At 69.1% G+C, this 14,914-nt stretch carries 16 protein-coding genes and 2 tRNA genes; 6 read left to right on the forward strand and 12 right to left on the reverse strand.

The genetic code is table 11. The annotated features are described in order from the left end of the window. Positions 1–15: 15 nt before the first annotated feature. From FB471_RS31620 to FB471_RS31640, 5 genes are all read right to left on the reverse strand, one after another. The gene (locus tag FB471_RS31620) at positions 16–624 is read right to left on the reverse strand and encodes a ClpP family protease (protein WP_142003489.1); all 609 of its coding nucleotides are present in this window, start codon (positions 622–624) and stop codon (positions 16–18) included. A 143-nt stretch (positions 625–767) separates the two neighbouring features. Continuing rightward, positions 768–2,162, reverse strand: coding sequence for a trigger factor (tig, locus tag FB471_RS31625; protein WP_142003490.1), 1,395 nt, complete (start codon positions 2,160–2,162; stop codon positions 768–770). A gap of 166 nt (positions 2,163–2,328) precedes the next feature. Further along, entirely contained in the window at positions 2,329–3,180 is an 852-nt protein-coding gene (locus FB471_RS31630; RefSeq protein WP_142003491.1) for an SAM-dependent methyltransferase, read from the reverse strand. An 86-nt stretch (positions 3,181–3,266) separates the two neighbouring features. Continuing rightward, complete coding sequence (locus FB471_RS31635) at positions 3,267–4,001, reverse strand: HAD family hydrolase (RefSeq protein WP_246076822.1); 735 nt, start codon at positions 3,999–4,001, stop codon at positions 3,267–3,269. A 240-nt stretch (positions 4,002–4,241) separates the two neighbouring features. Further along, a tRNA-Pro gene (locus FB471_RS31640) sits at positions 4,242–4,315 on the reverse strand. Between the two features lie 81 nt (positions 4,316–4,396). On the opposite strand from FB471_RS31640, the gene FB471_RS31645 reads away from it, so the two are divergent. Continuing rightward, positions 4,397–4,470: transfer RNA gene (locus FB471_RS31645), tRNA-Gly, on the forward strand. A gap of 13 nt (positions 4,471–4,483) precedes the next feature. On the opposite strand, the gene FB471_RS31650 is transcribed toward FB471_RS31645, so the two are convergent. Continuing rightward, positions 4,484–4,855, reverse strand: coding sequence for a VOC family protein (locus FB471_RS31650; RefSeq protein WP_142003492.1), 372 nt, complete (start codon positions 4,853–4,855; stop codon positions 4,484–4,486). Between the two features lie 85 nt (positions 4,856–4,940). Between FB471_RS31650 and FB471_RS31655 the strand changes: the two genes are divergently transcribed. Continuing rightward, a complete protein-coding gene (locus FB471_RS31655) occupies positions 4,941–5,387 on the forward strand; it encodes a MarR family winged helix-turn-helix transcriptional regulator (protein WP_142003493.1) in 447 nt (148 codons plus the stop codon). Between the two features lie 553 nt (positions 5,388–5,940). On the opposite strand, the gene FB471_RS31660 is transcribed toward FB471_RS31655, so the two are convergent. Genes FB471_RS31660 through FB471_RS31670 form a run of 3 tightly spaced genes read right to left on the reverse strand, consistent with a single transcriptional unit; the run spans position 5,941 to position 7,522 of the window. Beyond that, on the reverse strand, positions 5,941–6,159 hold the full coding sequence (locus tag FB471_RS31660) for a hypothetical protein (protein WP_142003494.1): 219 nt from the start codon (positions 6,157–6,159) through the stop codon (positions 5,941–5,943). 28 nt (positions 6,160–6,187) lie between these two features. Next, complete coding sequence (locus FB471_RS31665) at positions 6,188–6,637, reverse strand: nuclear transport factor 2 family protein (protein ID WP_142003495.1); 450 nt, start codon at positions 6,635–6,637, stop codon at positions 6,188–6,190. Between the two features lie 15 nt (positions 6,638–6,652). Beyond that, positions 6,653–7,522, reverse strand: a complete 870-nt coding sequence (locus FB471_RS31670) for a TIGR03619 family F420-dependent LLM class oxidoreductase (protein WP_142003496.1) — start codon at positions 7,520–7,522, stop codon at positions 6,653–6,655. 162 nt (positions 7,523–7,684) lie between these two features. Here FB471_RS31670 and FB471_RS31675 point away from each other — a divergent pair, with 162 nt between their 5' ends. Then, positions 7,685–8,470: a hypothetical protein gene (locus FB471_RS31675; protein WP_142003497.1), complete on the forward strand. Its 786-nt coding sequence runs from the start codon at positions 7,685–7,687 to the stop codon at positions 8,468–8,470. Positions 8,471–8,474: 4 nt separating this feature from the next. On the opposite strand, the gene FB471_RS31680 is transcribed toward FB471_RS31675, so the two are convergent. Both FB471_RS31680 and FB471_RS31685 read right to left on the reverse strand, forming a co-directional pair. Continuing rightward, positions 8,475–9,284, reverse strand: coding sequence for an Fpg/Nei family DNA glycosylase (locus FB471_RS31680; RefSeq protein ID WP_142003498.1), 810 nt, complete (start codon positions 9,282–9,284; stop codon positions 8,475–8,477). 149 nt (positions 9,285–9,433) lie between these two features. Then, positions 9,434–9,907, reverse strand: coding sequence for a ribose-5-phosphate isomerase (locus FB471_RS31685; protein WP_170221069.1), 474 nt, complete (start codon positions 9,905–9,907; stop codon positions 9,434–9,436). A 59-nt stretch (positions 9,908–9,966) separates the two neighbouring features. Between FB471_RS31685 and FB471_RS31690 the strand changes: the two genes are divergently transcribed. Beyond that, positions 9,967–10,746 carry a 2-phosphosulfolactate phosphatase gene (locus FB471_RS31690; protein ID WP_246076823.1) on the forward strand — a complete coding sequence of 260 codons (780 nt, stop codon included), beginning with the start codon at positions 9,967–9,969 and terminating at the stop codon, positions 10,744–10,746. Then, positions 10,743–11,498, forward strand: a complete 756-nt coding sequence (locus FB471_RS31695) for an MBL fold metallo-hydrolase (RefSeq protein ID WP_142003500.1) — start codon at positions 10,743–10,745, stop codon at positions 11,496–11,498. Before FB471_RS31690 ends, FB471_RS31695 begins: the two co-directional genes overlap by 4 nt. Here the strand turns inward: FB471_RS31695 and FB471_RS31700 are convergent. Next, complete coding sequence (locus FB471_RS31700) at positions 11,485–12,108, reverse strand: mycothiol-dependent nitroreductase Rv2466c family protein (protein ID WP_425457137.1); 624 nt, start codon at positions 12,106–12,108, stop codon at positions 11,485–11,487. The genes FB471_RS31695 and FB471_RS31700 overlap by 14 nt on opposite strands. A gap of 184 nt (positions 12,109–12,292) precedes the next feature. Here FB471_RS31700 and pepN point away from each other — a divergent pair, with 184 nt between their 5' ends. Further along, positions 12,293–14,866 (forward strand): aminopeptidase N, encoded by a 2,574-nt coding sequence (pepN, locus tag FB471_RS31705; RefSeq protein ID WP_142003502.1) that lies wholly within the window; start codon positions 12,293–12,295, stop codon positions 14,864–14,866. Positions 14,867–14,914 lie beyond the last annotated feature (48 nt).

Genomic DNA, 14,914 nt, shown 5'->3' on the forward strand with positions numbered 1-14,914 from the left:
GACGCGAGTACCCGGTCAGCTCGCCGAGTTGGACCGCGGGGCGCCCCGCGTCAGGACCTGGTCGACAAAGCCGTAGTCCTTGGCCTCTTCGGCGGTGAACCACCGGTCCCGGTCACCGTCTTGGATGATCTGCTCGACGGTCTGCCCCGTCTGGTCGGCCGTGATCTTGGCCAGCTCGTGCTTCCACTTGCCGAACACCTCGGCCTGGATCGCGATGTCCGAGGCGGTACCGCCCACACCGGCCGAGGGCTGGTGCATGAGGATCCGCGCGTGTGGCAGCGAGTACCGCTTGCCGGGGGTGCCGGAGGAGAGCAGGAACTGTCCCATCGACGCGGCGAGACCCATCGCATACGTCGCCACGTCCGGCTGGATCAGCTGCATGGTGTCGTAGATGGCGAAACCCGCGGTGACCGAGCCGCCCGGGGAGTTGATGTAGAACGTGATGTCCGACTCGGGGTCCTCCGCCTGCAACAGCAACAGCTGCGCGGTGATCCGGTTGGCGACATCGTCGTTGACCTCGGAGCCGAGCACGACGATGCGCTCCTGGAGCAGCCGCTCGTACACCGAGTCGGTCAAGTTGAGCCCCGCGGTGCTGATCCGCCCCTCGGGCATGTGCTGCGTCACTTGTGCCTGCCTTTTCGCCGCTGTGGGCCTCGCGAGCGGGACCCACGGTAGTCAGTTCTTGCGGTTTCCCTGAATCTTGTAACCGACCCTAACGAACAGGGGCGGCGCAGAATGCCTGACACCGCCCGAGTTCGCTCAGAGCATTACTGATCCGCCGCGCTTGCCTTCTCGGTGGCCTGGCTCTCCTCGTCCGCACCCGAAGGGGTCGAATCGGCCTCCGCCTTGCCGAAGAACTCGTCCAGGTCGATCTCGGCGCCGGAGGCATCGGTCACCGTGGCGTCCCGGACCACCGAGGCCAGCGCCTTGCCCCGCCGCACGTCGGCGTAGATCGCGCCGAGCTGGCCGGACTGCTGGGCCCGCTGGACGTACTCGTCCGGGCTGATGCCGTAGCGCTGGGCCTGGTAGATGATCCGCTCGGTGAGTTCGGAGTCGTCCACGTTCACCTGCTGCTGGTCGGCAATGGTGTCCAGCAGCAACTGGGTGGCCACCGCCTTCTCCGACTCCGTGCGGATCTCGGCGTTGAACTCATCGAGGGTCCTGCCCTCCGCCTCGAGCGACTGGGCGAAGGCGTCCTCGTCGTGGTCGAACTGGTGCACCGCGTCATGCTTGCGGTTCTCGACCTCGCCCTCGACGACGTTCTCCGGCAGCGGCACCTCGGTGGACTCCAGCAACGTCTCGAGCACCTTGTCCCGCGCCTGCACGCCCTGCTGCATCCGCTTCATCCTGGTCAGCCGCTGGCGCAGGTCGTTCTTGAGCTCGTCCAGCGTGTCGAACTCGCTGGCCAGCTGGGCGAACTCGTCGTCGGCCTCCGGCAGCTCCCGCTGCTTGATCGACTGCACGGTCACCGACACGTCGGCATCCCGGCCCGCGTGGTCGCCCGCCATCAGTTTGGTGGTGAACGTCCTGGTCTCGCCCTCCTCGGCGCCGACGAGCGCCTCGTCGATGCCGTCCACGAGCTGGCCGGAGCCGATCTCATAGGACAGACCGGAGGTGGAGGCGTCCGGCACCTCCTCGCCGTCCACCGTGGCCGAGAGGTCGATGGACACGAAGTCGCCGTTCTGCGCGGGCCGCTGCACCCCGGTGAGGGTGCCGAACCGGGCACGCAGCTCGTCGAGCTGCTCGTCGACTTCTTCGTCCTTCAGCTCGATGTCGTCCACGCTCACCGAAAGCCCGCTGAGGTCCGGCAGCGTGATCTCCGGACGCACGTCCACCTCGGCGGTGAACTCGAGCACGTCCTTGTCCTCGAGCTTGGTCACCTCGAACTCCGGGCGGCCGAGCGTGCGGACCTCGCCGGCCTGCACGGCCTCGAGGTACTTCGCCGGGATGGCCTCGTTCACGACCTCGTCGAGCACCGGGGCGCGGCCGATCCGGCTCTCCAGCACCCGCGCCGGAGCCTTACCGGGACGGAAGCCGGGGATACGCACCTGCTGGGCGATCTTGTTGTAGGCGCGGTCGAAGTTTGGTTTGAGCTCGTCGAACGGCACCTCGACATTGATCTTTACGCGCGTCGGGCTGAGCTGCTCGACGGTGCTCTTCAACGTTTTCTCCTCGAGCCGTAACAGTGTTGTCTTCGGGATGGTGATGTGGGAGTGGTCCCAGGTCAGGTCCGTAGCCGGACTGCCCGAGTCTAAGACAAGCTGTGCACCTCACTTGCCGGTGGGGCCGCCCGGCGGCCCGGTGACCACTCCGCGGGCCCGCCCGCCGTCAGGGCTTGCGGGCCACGCCGACGAATCCGCAGCTCGCATTGGGGTTGTCCGCCCATTCCGAGGTCAGCTCCGAGTCGAGGTCGTCCAGGCGCCACTCGGCCGCCCAGGTGACCCCGGGATCCACCAGGTCCCAGCCCTCGAAGAAGCCGGTGAACTGCTCGCGGCTGCGGAAGCCAATCGGCGTGTTCGCTCGCTTGTACTGCGCCTCCGCGGTGGCGGCCTCGGCGGCGCGGTCGGCGGGGATGCCGTCGTTGGTCGCGTGCGAGGCGACCAGGTACGAACCACTCGGCAGCAGTTCCTTGTACCTGGCCACCGCCTCCTCGGCGCCGCCACCGGGCGGCACGAAGTGCAACACCGCGACCATCAGCAGGGCGATCGGCTCGTTCGGGTCGAGCACGCCGGTCGCTCTCGTCTGTTCCCAGAGGTTGTCCACGTTCAGCAGGTCGGCGTTGAGCGCCGCGTGCCGCTTCAGGTCGCCGTGCTTCTCCAGCAGTACCCGCCCGTGCGCCACGGCGACCGGCTCGTTGTCCACGTAGACGCACCGGCTGTCCGGATCGAGCTCGTCGGCGACCTCGTGGACGTTGCGCACGGTGGGCACGCCGGAACCGATGTCCAGGAACTGCCGGACGCCGTGCCGCACACAGTGCCGGACGGCCCGGCGCAGAAACTCGCGGTTGACCAGTGCCACCGTGCGCAAGGACGGCATCACCTGCAGTACCTGCTTGCCGAACTCGCGGTCAACGGCCCAGTTGGTGGTACCGCCCAGGAACCAGTCATAGGTGCGCGCGGCGTTCGGTTTCTCCAGGTCGACGCCCTTCGGCACGTAAGCCGATTCGGTGCCTTCGCTCACCAGTCGCTCCGAGTGTCAGTGGCTACCGTACCGGCTCACCCTAGCGTCAACCCTTCCGCTCGGTGCGCACATCGGGGACTCCCGGGTCAGAAGTGCCGCATGAGTTCCGGGAAACGGCTCAACCGCAACACCCGATCGTCACTCGGGTCGAGCTCGCTCTGCTCCAGCGACCAGGTGTGGTCGTTGGGGATGAACACGGCGTTCATCCCCGCCTGCCGCGCCGGAATGACATCCGACTTCGGCGAGTTGCCGATCATCCACGTCCGACTCGGCGTGAATCCGTAAGCGTCCACCAGTCGCCGGTAGGTGTCCACATTCTTTTCCGGGACGATGTGAATGCTTTCGAAGAAGTGTCCCAGATCGGAAGCTTCCAGTTTACGTCGCTGCTCATCGACATCGCCTTTGGTGAGCAGCAACATTTTGTGCCGGCCACCGAGATTGTCCAGCGTCTCGGAGACTCCCGGGAGCAACTCCACCCGGTGGTCCACGAGGGCCGCGGCCAGATCGTTGATCCCGCGCCGTTCCTCGAAGGTCGTCGGCCGCTCGTACAGTCGCTCGAAGCACTCCCCCAGGCTGTGCAGAAACATCGAGCTTCCGTATCCGTGGGTGACGGCGTTCGCGGCCTCGATGTCGTCCAGTACGGCACGGATGTCGACGCGGTCCAGCGTCGGGTGCGCGAGCCAGTCCAGAAAATCGTTGATGACGCGCTCGAATCGGATATTGTTCTCCCAGAGCGTGTCATCCGCGTCGAAAATCAGAACTTGCTTCTTGCGCATCACGCAGGCACCGCCATTGTCAAGATCGCCCGTGGTCGATGTCATGCTAGCCAATCCCCGTCCGGGACGCGACCGGATACCGGACCGGCGTAATCACGTCACCAGTGATTCCGGAGAGACCCCTGACAAGTTCGGCGCCCGGTCCGCCGCCTGAGCGGACGTGCCATCGGCGATCGCCACACCGGCCCCGCCTTCACGGACGGCGACCCGACCCAGCCGCGGTCGCGGGCGGGGGCGTCGGAGATGCCGACACGGTGACCTCCCACGCGGAGGCCACCGCCGTTGTCGGGGTGACAGGATTTGAACCTGCGACCCTTCGCTCCCAAAGCGAATGCGCTACCAAGCTGCGCCACACCCCGATCCGCCACGCCAAGGGCGGTGTGCGATCACCTTACCGTGCCCCGCTACACTGTTCGCGAACGCGGTCCGCAAGGACCTCGGCGGGTGTAGCTCAATGGTAGAGCTCCAGTCTTCCAAACTGGTGACGCGGGTTCGATTCCCGTCACCCGCTCCACCACGACCACGCCTCAGGGCACGGCGGTGAACACCTCGTAGCTGTGCCCGTCCGGGTCGCGGACGTACACCCCGCGGCCGCCGCCGAGCTGACTGGTCCGACGGTCCCAGCCGTGCTCGGGGGCCGACCCGTAGTCGATCCACGGATTGGCCTCCAGATGTTCCAGCAGAGCGTCGAAGGTCTCGTCGTCGACGAGAAACGCGTAGTGCCCAGGCCGCACACCGTGCCGATCGTCGAAGTCCAAGGTGAGATCCGCATTGACCTGGACCGGCACGAACGGTCCCGCGGGGGCACCGACCCGGAGGCCGAGCAGGTCGGCGAGGAAGCGCGCGGCGGCTGCCCTGTCCGTCGCGGGCACGATGGTGTGGTTCAGCAGTACCGGCATGGCGTCACCTTCGGTCAATTGTATGCGATCCGCACGCAATATACATGCGGATCGCATACAACCGCAAGCGGGCTACGGTGAGCCGATGGACGCCACCCCCGATGGCGGACCGGCGCTGTTCCGGCTGGTCCGTTTCTGGTCCCGCCGCTGGATCAACCGCGCAGCCGAGGAGCTACCCGGCGACCTGCGCCAGGTGCAACACATTCTGGCCGTCGAGGCTGTGCGCGCGGCCGGCGGCGGTACCGAGGAGGCCACTGTGAGCACGGTGGCGCACCAGCTCGGACTCGACCACTCGGGTGCCAGCAGGATCGTCCGGGATGCCACCGCGGCCGGCTACCTGCTTCGCACCGAGTCCGAACAGGACCGGCGACGGGCGACGCTACGACTCACTCCGGGGGGAGAGGAGCTGCTCGCCGAATCACGCCAGTGGCAGCGGGCGGTCTTCGTCGAACTCACCGCGAGCTGGAGCGAGCACGATCGGGAGCAGTTCGCGGGCTACCTCCGACGGCTCGCGGGCGAGCTGGGCGTCTAGTCTCCTGCGACAGGGTGGTCTGCGCCGCGTGCGCGTACCCGCCGATCGCCGCGCGGATCGAGCCCGGCCCGTCGGTGCGCTGCGCTCGCACCGTGGGTGGACCGTACCGCGACGTCAGCAGGCCATCATGCGTGGTGACCGTCGCGTACTTGACGCGGTAGGTGCCGTCGTCATCGTGCATGGAAGAGGATTCGGGCTCCGTCACCCACCGCAGACTCAACCACAGGCCCTCGCGGCCGTACCAGTGCGGGAAGTCGCGTGCACCACGAAGCGCAGGGGGTAGCGGCTTCGGCCGCTGCGGCGTGGCGGCCTGGCAGGTATCCGGACGGGCGCCGTCCGAGGTACCGGGCGACGACGAACCGGCTCCGCCCGGTTCCGCGGCGTCCGGCGCTTCGTCACGTCCGGGGGAACATCCGGCGGCGACACACAAGGCTACGACATCGACCAGCGACATCGACCGGACACCCATACCGCAGTGTGACATGCGGCGCCGGGCTCGAACCACAACGATCCCGACCGCACGGCGCGGCCGTGCCGCGCGCACCTCGAGTGTTCAGGACGAGCGCCGGCGCCTGCGGTCGAGAGCGTAGCTGCCCCAGAAAGCCGCGGCGCTGAACAGCATCAGGCCGCCGAGGACCCAGAGGATCCAACTCGGTTCCGCGACCACCGCCACCACCACGAACATCGCGATCCCCAGAACGGTCAGCATCGCGATCGCCCTGACCTGGCGGGGCGTGTGCACCCCCTGCCTTCGCTCGGCCGGATTGCTCATGGGCCCGATCCTGCCATCGCGGCGCCGATCAGCCCTCGCCCACCTGCCTCGCGGTCGCCATCGCCCGCTCGACCTCCCAGAACGCGCGCATCGACCGGATCAGGCCGTCCTCGCCCACCCGGTAGACGAACACGCCATCGGTGTCCACCCGGTAGCCACCGGGCAGGAAGGTGGTGATCGTTCCGACGTTGGCGACCTCCTCCCCCGCCGCATGCGAGTCGCGGATCACGAACTCGAACCGCTCCACGTTGGCGATGGTCATGTCCCAGAACGCCGCGATCGCCTCATGGCCGTAGTGCCCCTTGCCCTCGGGGTCGAAGCCGGACACGCCGACCGGATCCTCCACCACGGCGTCCGGGGCGAACAACGCGAGCCAATCCTCCTTGGCTCCCTTCGTCACCGCCTGCATCGAGCGCCAGGCCGCCTGCCGCGCGGCGGGCTGTTCGGCTTCGGGATCCCAGGGCACGGTCACCGGCATCTGCTGCCTCCCAGGTCAGAAACTCGTGATGATCTCGTCGGCGAACTTCTTGATCGAGTCCTTCTTCTTGCCGACGTCCGCGTCGAAGCCGAGTCCGTCGAACACCCAGGGCATGGTGATCACGTCGGTGACCCCGATGTCCGCCTGCTGCTGGTAACCGTCCACACCGAACCGGTCGATGCACACGGCCTGGATCTCGAACGGCTCGCCCGCCCGGCCGAATTCGGTCCGCAGTTGCCGCAGCCGCTGGATCGTCGAGCTCAGGTCGTCGAACTTCATCATCGCCGAGGACCAACCGTCCCCCGCCCTGGCCGCCCGGCGCAACGCCGCCTCGGTGTGCCCGCCGACGTAGAACGGCACCCTGGCTCGCGGGGCCGGGCTCATCCGGAGCTTGTCGAAATCGAAGAACCGGCCGTGGTACTCGACCATTCCCCCGCCCAGGATCAGCCGCAGCACCTCGATCGCCTCGTCGACCCGCTTGCCCCGGTGCTCGTACGGCGCACCGCACCAGGCGAACTCCTCCGGCGACCAGCCGACGCCGAGGCCGAGCCCGAACCGGTCGCCGGTGAGCGCGGCCACCGAGCCGACCTGGCGGGCCAGTAGCACCGGGTTGCGCGAGCCCAGCTTCAGCACCGAGGTGTAGAACCTGATCGTGCTCGTCACCGCACCCATCGAGGCTGCCGCGATCAGCGGATCGACCCAGGGCGTCTCCTCGTCCCAGAACCTGTTCCCATCCGGGGTGTAGGGATAGTCGGCGGACACCGTCTCCGAGTAGAAAAGCGAGTCCGGGAGCGCGACCGCGGCGAAACCGCATTCCTCGGCCATGACCGCGAGTTCGGCCAGCTGGTCCAGCGGGCTCATCGCCACCGACAACGTGAACTTCATAGCACCATCCCTGCCGCGCCGAAGGGGGTCCTGAGAACTGTAACATGTTCTACTTTTGCAGGCCAGTCCTCGCCACGGCCGGGCATGACGGCGCACGCGGGGAACCACTGAGCTAGAGTCCGCGTTGTCCGGTTCAGCAACCCCTCCAAGGAGGAGTGAACCATGGGTACCGCCGTCGTGCTGATCATCCTGCTCGTCCTCGTGGTAGGGGGCGGCCTTTACCTCGTGCGCGTCCAGGCAGCGAGAAAGCAACGTGAAGTGGATGACGCCATGGCGGACGCCCGCCGGTGGATGGAGCGGCTCGGTGGCCAGGTGCTCAACCTGACCGGCGCCGACACGGCTTCGCAGCAGGCGATGGCGGACGCCTCGGAGCGGTACAACGCCGCGGGTTCGGAACTGGAGCAGGCGCGGACCGCGGAGCAGGCGAGGTTGGCCCGGCAGACCGCCCTCGAGGGCCTGTACTACGCGCGCGCAGCCAGGACGGCGATGGGCCTGGACCCCGGCCCCGCCCTGCCCGAGGATGCCGAACGCGAGCGCGCGGGCAAGGTCACCGAGCACCGCTCGGTCGATGTGGAGGGACGGACCTACGAGGCGTCCCCCGAACCCGGCCAGGACACCCCGCACTACTACCCCGGCGGCAGGGTCGCCGGGCGCCCGGTGCCGCAGGGCTGGTACAGCGAGCCGTGGTGGAAGCCGGCGCTGGTGGCGGGCGCCTGGGGCCTCGGCTCGATGTTCCTGTTCAGCGCCATGTTCTCCGGTATGGCCGGTATTCCGGACGCCACGGCCTGGGAGGCGGGTTACGACGCCGGGCAGCAGGAGGCGATGGAGTCCGGGGACGCGGGCGACGGCGGGGACATGGGCGACGGCGGAGCCTCCGACATGGGCGGCGACTTCGGCGGCGGTGACTTCGGCGGTATGGACATGGGGGGCGACTTCGGCGGGTTATGAGCGTTCAGGCCGGCTGGCAGCCGGGGCACCAGTACAGGTTGCGACCGGCCAGCTCGCTGTTCGCCACCGCGGTCCCGCACACCAGGCAGGGCAGGCCCGCGCGGCGGTAGACGTAGACCTCCCCGCCGTGCCGGTCCTCGCGTGGCGCCCTCCCGGTCACCTCCGGCAGGTGCTCGGGGGCCACGGTGTCGATCCGTCCGGTCCGCACGCCGCCACGCATCAGCGTCACCAGATCCGCCCACATCTCCCGCCACAGCGCGACGTCCAGCGAGCGGCCGGGCAGCGAAGGCGGGACGCCGTGCCGGAAGAGCACCTCGGCGCGGTAGACGTTGCCGACCCCGGCCAGCACGGACTGGTCCATCAGCAGCACCGCGATCGAGGTACGCGAGCGGGAGATTCGGCGCCATGCCCGGTCGGGGTCCGCATCGCGGCGTAGCGGGTCCGGGCCCAGCTTTGCCTTGATGGCGTCGGCCTGCTGCTCATCCAGCAGCTCGCACCGGTTCGGCCCGCGCAGGTCGGTCCAATGTGTCCGTCCGACCAGGCGCAACCGCACCTGCCCCACCGGATCCGCCGCCGGTAGCGTCGCCTCGGTGAAGGTGCCGTACAGGCCGAGATGGACGTGCACCGTTCCACCGGCGCCGAAGTCGTGGAAGAGGTGCTTGCCGTAGGCCTCCGCCCGGACCAGCACCTGGCCATCCAAAATGGACGCTTCAGCGGCGAATCGGCCCTGCGGGCTGGACACCCCGACCGGAGTTCCCGCGTACCGCCGCTGGTGCAGCCGGGCCAGCCGGTGCAGCGTGTGCCCCTCGGGCATCAGTGCCTGCTCCTGAACGCGCGGCTCGACCGGACTCCGCCACCGCCGTCACCCTCGCAGGTGACACGCCCGGCCTCGCCGCCCGCGGGCTGCGCCGCGCGCGTTCTTCCGCTCGCCTCAGGCAACCACGTCCCGTTCAGGAGTGCCCCTCAGGCGTCCGGCAACGCCGGGGGCGTTCCGGTGCGCTCGTAGTCGAGGATCTGCTCGACCCGCCGGCGGTGCCGCTCATCCGGGGACGCGGGCGTCTCCAGGAACGCTTCGACGATCCCGGCCGCCTCCTCGGCGGTGTGCATCCGCGCGCCGACCCCGATCAGCTGGGCATGGTTGTGCTCACGGGTCAGCCGCGCGATCTCCGGGCTCCAGGCGAGGCCGACCCGTGCCCCGGGCACCTTGTTCGCGGCGATCTGCTCGCCGTTGCCGGAACCGCCGATCACCACCCCGAGGCCGCCGGGGTCGGCCACCACGCGACGCGCGGTCTCGATGCAGAAGGCCGGGTAGTCGTCGGCGGCGTCGTAGTGGTGCGGGCCGACGTCGGTCACCTCGTGGCCGCGCTCGGACAGCCAGGTCACCAGGTATTTCTTCAGCTCGAAGCCCGCATGGTCGGATCCAAGGTAGACACGCACGAGACGGAAGTGTGCCATCCGCCGGGCGACCCCACGCGTCGGCCCGGCATCCTGGTGGCGTGGATCCCTATCTGAGTATCTTCGGGCAAGGTGGGCACGAGATCCGGCTGGAGTGGAGCTCCGAGGGACTCTCGGCGCTCAGCGCGGAGTGCGCCGTACTGATCGTGGTGGACGTGCTGTCCTTCTCCACGGTGGTCGATCTCACCCTGATGCGCGGCGGCCGGGTCCGGCCGATGCGCTGGGGCGACCCGCGCGCGGCCGAGGAGGCGGTCGCGGCCGGCGCGACCGTGCCGGAGCAGACCGGCGGCCTGCCACTGCGGCCCGCCGCGATACTGGGCACCCCGCCCGGCTCGTTCCTCGCCGTGCGCTCGCCGAACGGCGCCACGTTGTGCGTGGCCGCCGCCGAGACGGGGGTGGAGGTGCTCACCGGCTGCCTGCGCAACGCCCGCGCGGTGGCGCGACTGGCCAAGGCCGCGGCCGAGGACCAGCCGATCGGCGTGATCCCGGCCGGCGAACGCTGGCCGGTGGAGTACCCGGCCGAACCCGGCACGATCGGGCCGCTGCGCCCCTGTGCCGAGGACCATCTCGCCGCGGGAGCGATCGTGGACGCGCTCATCTCGCTCGGTGTACAGCGCCCCTCACCGGAAGCCGCGATGGCGGCGCGATCGTTTCGCGCCGCCGGCCCGGACGTCGGGGCGGTGGTGGCCGGATCCTCCTCCGGTAAGGAACTCATCGAGGCGGGTCACGGTCGCGATGTCGACCTGGCGATCGCGGTGAACACCTCGGACGTCGCGCCCTACCTCACCAAGGGCGCCTTTCAGGACGTCGCGGCCCGATGAGCGCGGTGGCCGAGCAGGGGAGATGGATCGAACTCGGTGCGGGTGTGCTGGCCCGCCGCCACGCCGAGCTCGACCTGACCACAGGCCTGGTCATCGGCGCGAAGGCCTGCCTGGCCATCGACACCCGAGGCGACGCGGCGCAGGGTGCCGAACTGGCCCGCGCGATCCGCGAGCGCACCCCGCTCCCGTGGTCGGTGGTGCTCACCCACGCACACTTCGATCATGCCTTCGGCACTCCGGCCTTCCGGCCCTGCCCGGTGTGGGCGCACCCGGGTTGCCGGGCCGCGCTGGCGGCCGACCCCGCCGCGACCGAGGTCGCCCCGCCGGAGGAGCTGGTGGCCGGCAGCGCCGTGCTGAACCTCGGCGGCCGGATCGTGCGGTTGATCCACCTCGGTCCGGCGCACACCGACCACGACCTGGTGGTGCAGGTGCCCGACGCGGGGGTGGTGTTCGCCGGGGATCTGGTCGAGCACGAGCCGGGCGGGTCGTTCAGCAGCGAGTCCTTCGGCGCGGACACCACGATCTCCGGCTGGCCGGCCGCGCTGGACGGCATCCTCGCGCTGCGGCCACGCATCGTCGTCCCCGGCCACGGTGAGCCCGTGGACCCGGAGTTCGTCGCGGCCCAGCGCGAACCACTGGCCGAACTCGCCGGGTTGTGCGCGGCCGGGCTCGCCCCGGAGGACGCCGTGGCCCGCTCGCCCTACCCCCGTGCGGTCACGCTGGCCGCGCTGGCCTCGGTCAGTCGAAGTTGAGCTCGCCGGTCCTGGTGCGCTTGAGCTCGAAGAAGTCGGGGTAGCCGGCCAGCAGGCGGGCGCCGTCGAACATCCTGAGCGCCTCCTCGCCGCGCGGGATCGAGCTCAGCACCGGACCGAAGAACGCGACGCCGTCGATGTGCAGGGTCGGCGTGCCGACATCCATACCCACCGGGTCCATGCCCTCGTGATGGCTCTTGCGCACGGCGTCGTCGTACTCGGTGGTGTCGGCCGCCCCGATCAGCTCCGCGGGGGCGCCGATCTCGGCCAGCGCGGCCTCGGTGACCGCCCTGCGGTCCTGCCATCCCTGGTTGTGCTGGCGGATACCGAAGGCCGTGTAGTAGTCGCGCAGTACCTGTTCCCCCTTGCTCTGCGCGAGCGCGGCGGCGACCCGCACCGGTCCCCACCCGGACTCCAGCAACTCCTTGTACTGCTCCGGCAGGTCCTCACGCCCCTCGTTGAGCACGGACAGGCTCATAATCCGGAAACGCAGGTCCAGGTCGCGGTGCTTCTCGACCTCCAGGATCCACCGGGACGCGATCCAGGCGAAGGGGCAGACCGGGTCGAAGTAGAAGTCGACCTTCGTGGGTCCGGCGGCTTGCTCGGTCATGCTCATCACAATCTCCCTGGTACCGGTGGCTTGGCCGCGGCGCGATCCGCCGCTGTGCGGGCAAACAGCGCCATGGCATCCCTTGTTCCCATTGTTCCCCATCGTCATCCACCACGCCCGCATGATTGGATGCGAGAGCAACAGAAAACGACAACCAATGACACGATCACGACCAGAGGTGCCCGTGCCCGCTCCAAACCTGACCCGTGACCAAGCCAAGCAGCGTGCCGAACTCCTCCATGTGGAGTCCTACGCGGTCGAGCTCGACTTGACCGACGGCAACGGCGGCCCCGGCGCGAAGACTTTCGACTCCGTCAGCACCGTCCGGTTCAGCAGCACGCGGCCAGGCCAGGCGTCCTGGGTCGACATCGTGGCCGCGGACGTGCGTTCGGCCACCGTGAACGGGGTGGAGTTGGATGTCTCCTCCTACGTCGAGGACGACGGGATCGCGCTGCCCGACCTCGCCGCGGAGAACGAGCTCGTCGTCCGCGCCGACTGCCGATACATGAACACCGGCGAGGGGCTGCACCGGTTCGTCGATCCCGTCGACGGCGGGGTGTACCTCTACACCCAGTTCGAGACGGCCGACGCCAAGCGCATGTTCGCGTGCTTCGACCAGCCTGACCTGAAGGCGACCTACCGGTTGACCGTGGTGGCACCGAAGGACTGGAAGGTCGTCTCCAACGCGCTGGTCGAATCCACCGAGGTCACCGAAGCGGGGGCGGTGCGCACCGTGTTCGCGGCGTCCGAGCGCATCTCCACGTACCTGGTCGCGCTGATCGCCGGCCCCTACCACGAGTGGCGCGACGAGTACTCCGACGAGCACCGCACGATCCCGCTCGGGATCTACTGCCGCGCCTCGCTGGCCGAACACATGGACGCCGACCGGTTGTTCACCGAGACCAAGCAGGGTTTCGGTTTCTACCACCGCAACTTCGGCACGCCCTACCCGTTCAGCAAGTACGACCAACTCTTCGTGCCGGAGTTCAACGCGGGCGCGATGGAGAACGCGGGCGCGGTGACCTTCCTCGAGGACTACGTGTTCCGCAGCCGGGTGACCCGGTACGCCTACGAGCGCAGGGCGGAGACCCTGCTGCACGAGATGGCGCACATGTGGTTCGGCGACCTGGTGACCATGCGCTGGTGGGACGACCTCTGGCTGAACGAGTCCTTCGCCACCTTCGCCAGCGTGCTCGCGCAGGCCGAGGCGACCGAGTACAAGCACGCCTGGACCAGCTTCGCCAATATCGAGAAGTCCTGGGCATACCGGCAGGACCAGCTGCCCTCCACGCATCCGATCGCCGCGGACATCGTCGACCTGCAGGCGGTCGAGGTGAACTTCGACGGCATCACCTACGCCAAGGGCGCCTCGGTACTCAAGCAACTGGTCGCCTATGTCGGGCTGGACAACTTCCTCGCCGGGCTGCGGGTCTACTTCGACCGGCACGCGTGGGGCAACGCGACGCTGTCCGACCTGCTGACCGCGCTGGAGGAGGCCTCGGGGCGGGACCTGTCCTGGTGGAGTGCGCAGTGGCTGGAGACGACCGGGCTGAACTCCCTGCGTCCCCGTTTCACGCTGGACGAGCAGGGCCGGTTCAGCTCGTTCACGGTGCTCCAGGGCGGCGCCAAGCCGGGTGCGGGTGAGCTGCGCACGCACCGGGCCGCGATCGGCGTCTACGACGAGGGCACCGGGCCGGACGCGGGCAGGCTGGTGCGCACCCATCGCGTCGAGCTGGACGTGGACGGCGAGGTCACCGAGGTGCCGGACCTGGTCGGCATCGACGCGGGCAAGCTCGTCCTGGTCAACGACGACGACCTGACCTACTGCACGATGCGGCTGGACGAGGGCTCGCTGGTCACCCTGATCGACCGGATCGCCGACATCGCCGAGCCCCTCCCCCGGACCTTGTGTTGGTCGGCGGCGTGGGAGATGACCCGCGAGGCCGAGCTGAAGGCGCGCGACTTCGTCACCCTGGTCCTGCGCGGGATCGGCGGGGAGTCCGAGGTCGGCGTGGTGCAACGGCTGCTGCTGCAGGCACAGACCGCGCTCAACTCCTATGCCGACCAGGACTGGGCCACCGAGCACGGCTGGCCCCGGTTCACCGGCAAGCTGCTGGAGCTGGTGCGGGCCGCCGAGCCGGGTTCGGACCACCAGCTCGCCTTCGTCAACTCGCTGACCAGTTCCGTGCTCGACGAGCAACTGCTGGCCACGCTGGCGGGCTGGCTGGACGGATCGGCGCCGCTGGAGGGGCTGACCGTGGACACCGACCTGCGTTGGCGACTGCTGCACGCGCTGGTGGCGCACGGCAAGGCCGGCGAGGCCGAGATCGAGGCGGAACAGGCGCGGGACGACACGGCCGCCGGGCGGCGGCATGCGGAACGCTCCCGAGCACTGCGGCCGACCCCGCAGGCCAAGGCCGACGCGTGGCGGCGGGCGGTCTACGACGACGAGCTGCCGAACGCGGTCAGCGACGCGTTGATCATGGGCTTTTCGCACCCCGGGCAGAAGTCGCTGCTCAGGGACTACGTGGAGCAGTACTTCGCGGTGATCGACGAGGTGTGGAAGCGCCGATCCAGCGAGCGTGCGCAGCCCACCGTGGTCGGCCTGTTCCCGTCCTGGGCAGTGGAGCAGTCGACCGTGGACGCGGCGGACGCCTGGCTGGCCGGCGAGCACGCGAACTCGCTGCGCAGGCTGGTCTCCGAGGGCAGGGCGGGCGTCGTGCGCGCACTGGCCGCCCGCGAGTTCGACCAGTCCTGACGGCCTGCCGTGAGTGACCCGCCCGAACGGAGCGGGTCACTCACGGCG

It is taken from the genome of Amycolatopsis cihanbeyliensis (assembly GCF_006715045.1).
Taxonomy (GTDB): Bacteria; Actinomycetota; Actinomycetes; order Mycobacteriales; family Pseudonocardiaceae; genus Amycolatopsis; species Amycolatopsis cihanbeyliensis.

What these genes read in the sequence shown, in the direction of transcription:
- FB471_RS31650 (WP_142003492.1), bottom strand. Translation starts at nt 4,855, where the DNA reads ATGCCGGTACTGCTGAACCACACCATCGTGCCCGCGACGGACAGGGCA.
- FB471_RS31665 (WP_142003495.1), bottom strand. Translation starts at nt 6,637, where the DNA reads ATGCCGGTGACCGTGCCCTGGGATCCCGAAGCCGAACAGCCCGCCGCG.
- FB471_RS31660 (WP_142003494.1), bottom strand. Translation starts at nt 6,159, where the DNA reads ATGAGCAATCCGGCCGAGCGAAGGCAGGGGGTGCACACGCCCCGCCAG.
- FB471_RS31635 (WP_246076822.1), bottom strand. Translation starts at nt 4,001, where the DNA reads ATGACATCGACCACGGGCGATCTTGACAATGGCGGTGCCTGCGTGATG.
- FB471_RS31680 (WP_142003498.1), bottom strand. Translation starts at nt 9,284, where the DNA reads ATGCCCGAGGGGCACACGCTGCACCGGCTGGCCCGGCTGCACCAGCGG.
- FB471_RS31675 (WP_142003497.1), top strand. Translation starts at nt 7,685, where the DNA reads ATGGGTACCGCCGTCGTGCTGATCATCCTGCTCGTCCTCGTGGTAGGG.
- FB471_RS31670 (WP_142003496.1), bottom strand. Translation starts at nt 7,522, where the DNA reads ATGAAGTTCACGTTGTCGGTGGCGATGAGCCCGCTGGACCAGCTGGCC.
- FB471_RS31695 (WP_142003500.1), top strand. Translation starts at nt 10,743, where the DNA reads ATGAGCGCGGTGGCCGAGCAGGGGAGATGGATCGAACTCGGTGCGGGT.
- FB471_RS31700 (WP_425457137.1), bottom strand. Translation starts at nt 12,108, where the DNA reads ATGACCGAGCAAGCCGCCGGACCCACGAAGGTCGACTTCTACTTCGAC.
- FB471_RS31655 (WP_142003493.1), top strand. Translation starts at nt 4,941, where the DNA reads ATGGACGCCACCCCCGATGGCGGACCGGCGCTGTTCCGGCTGGTCCGT.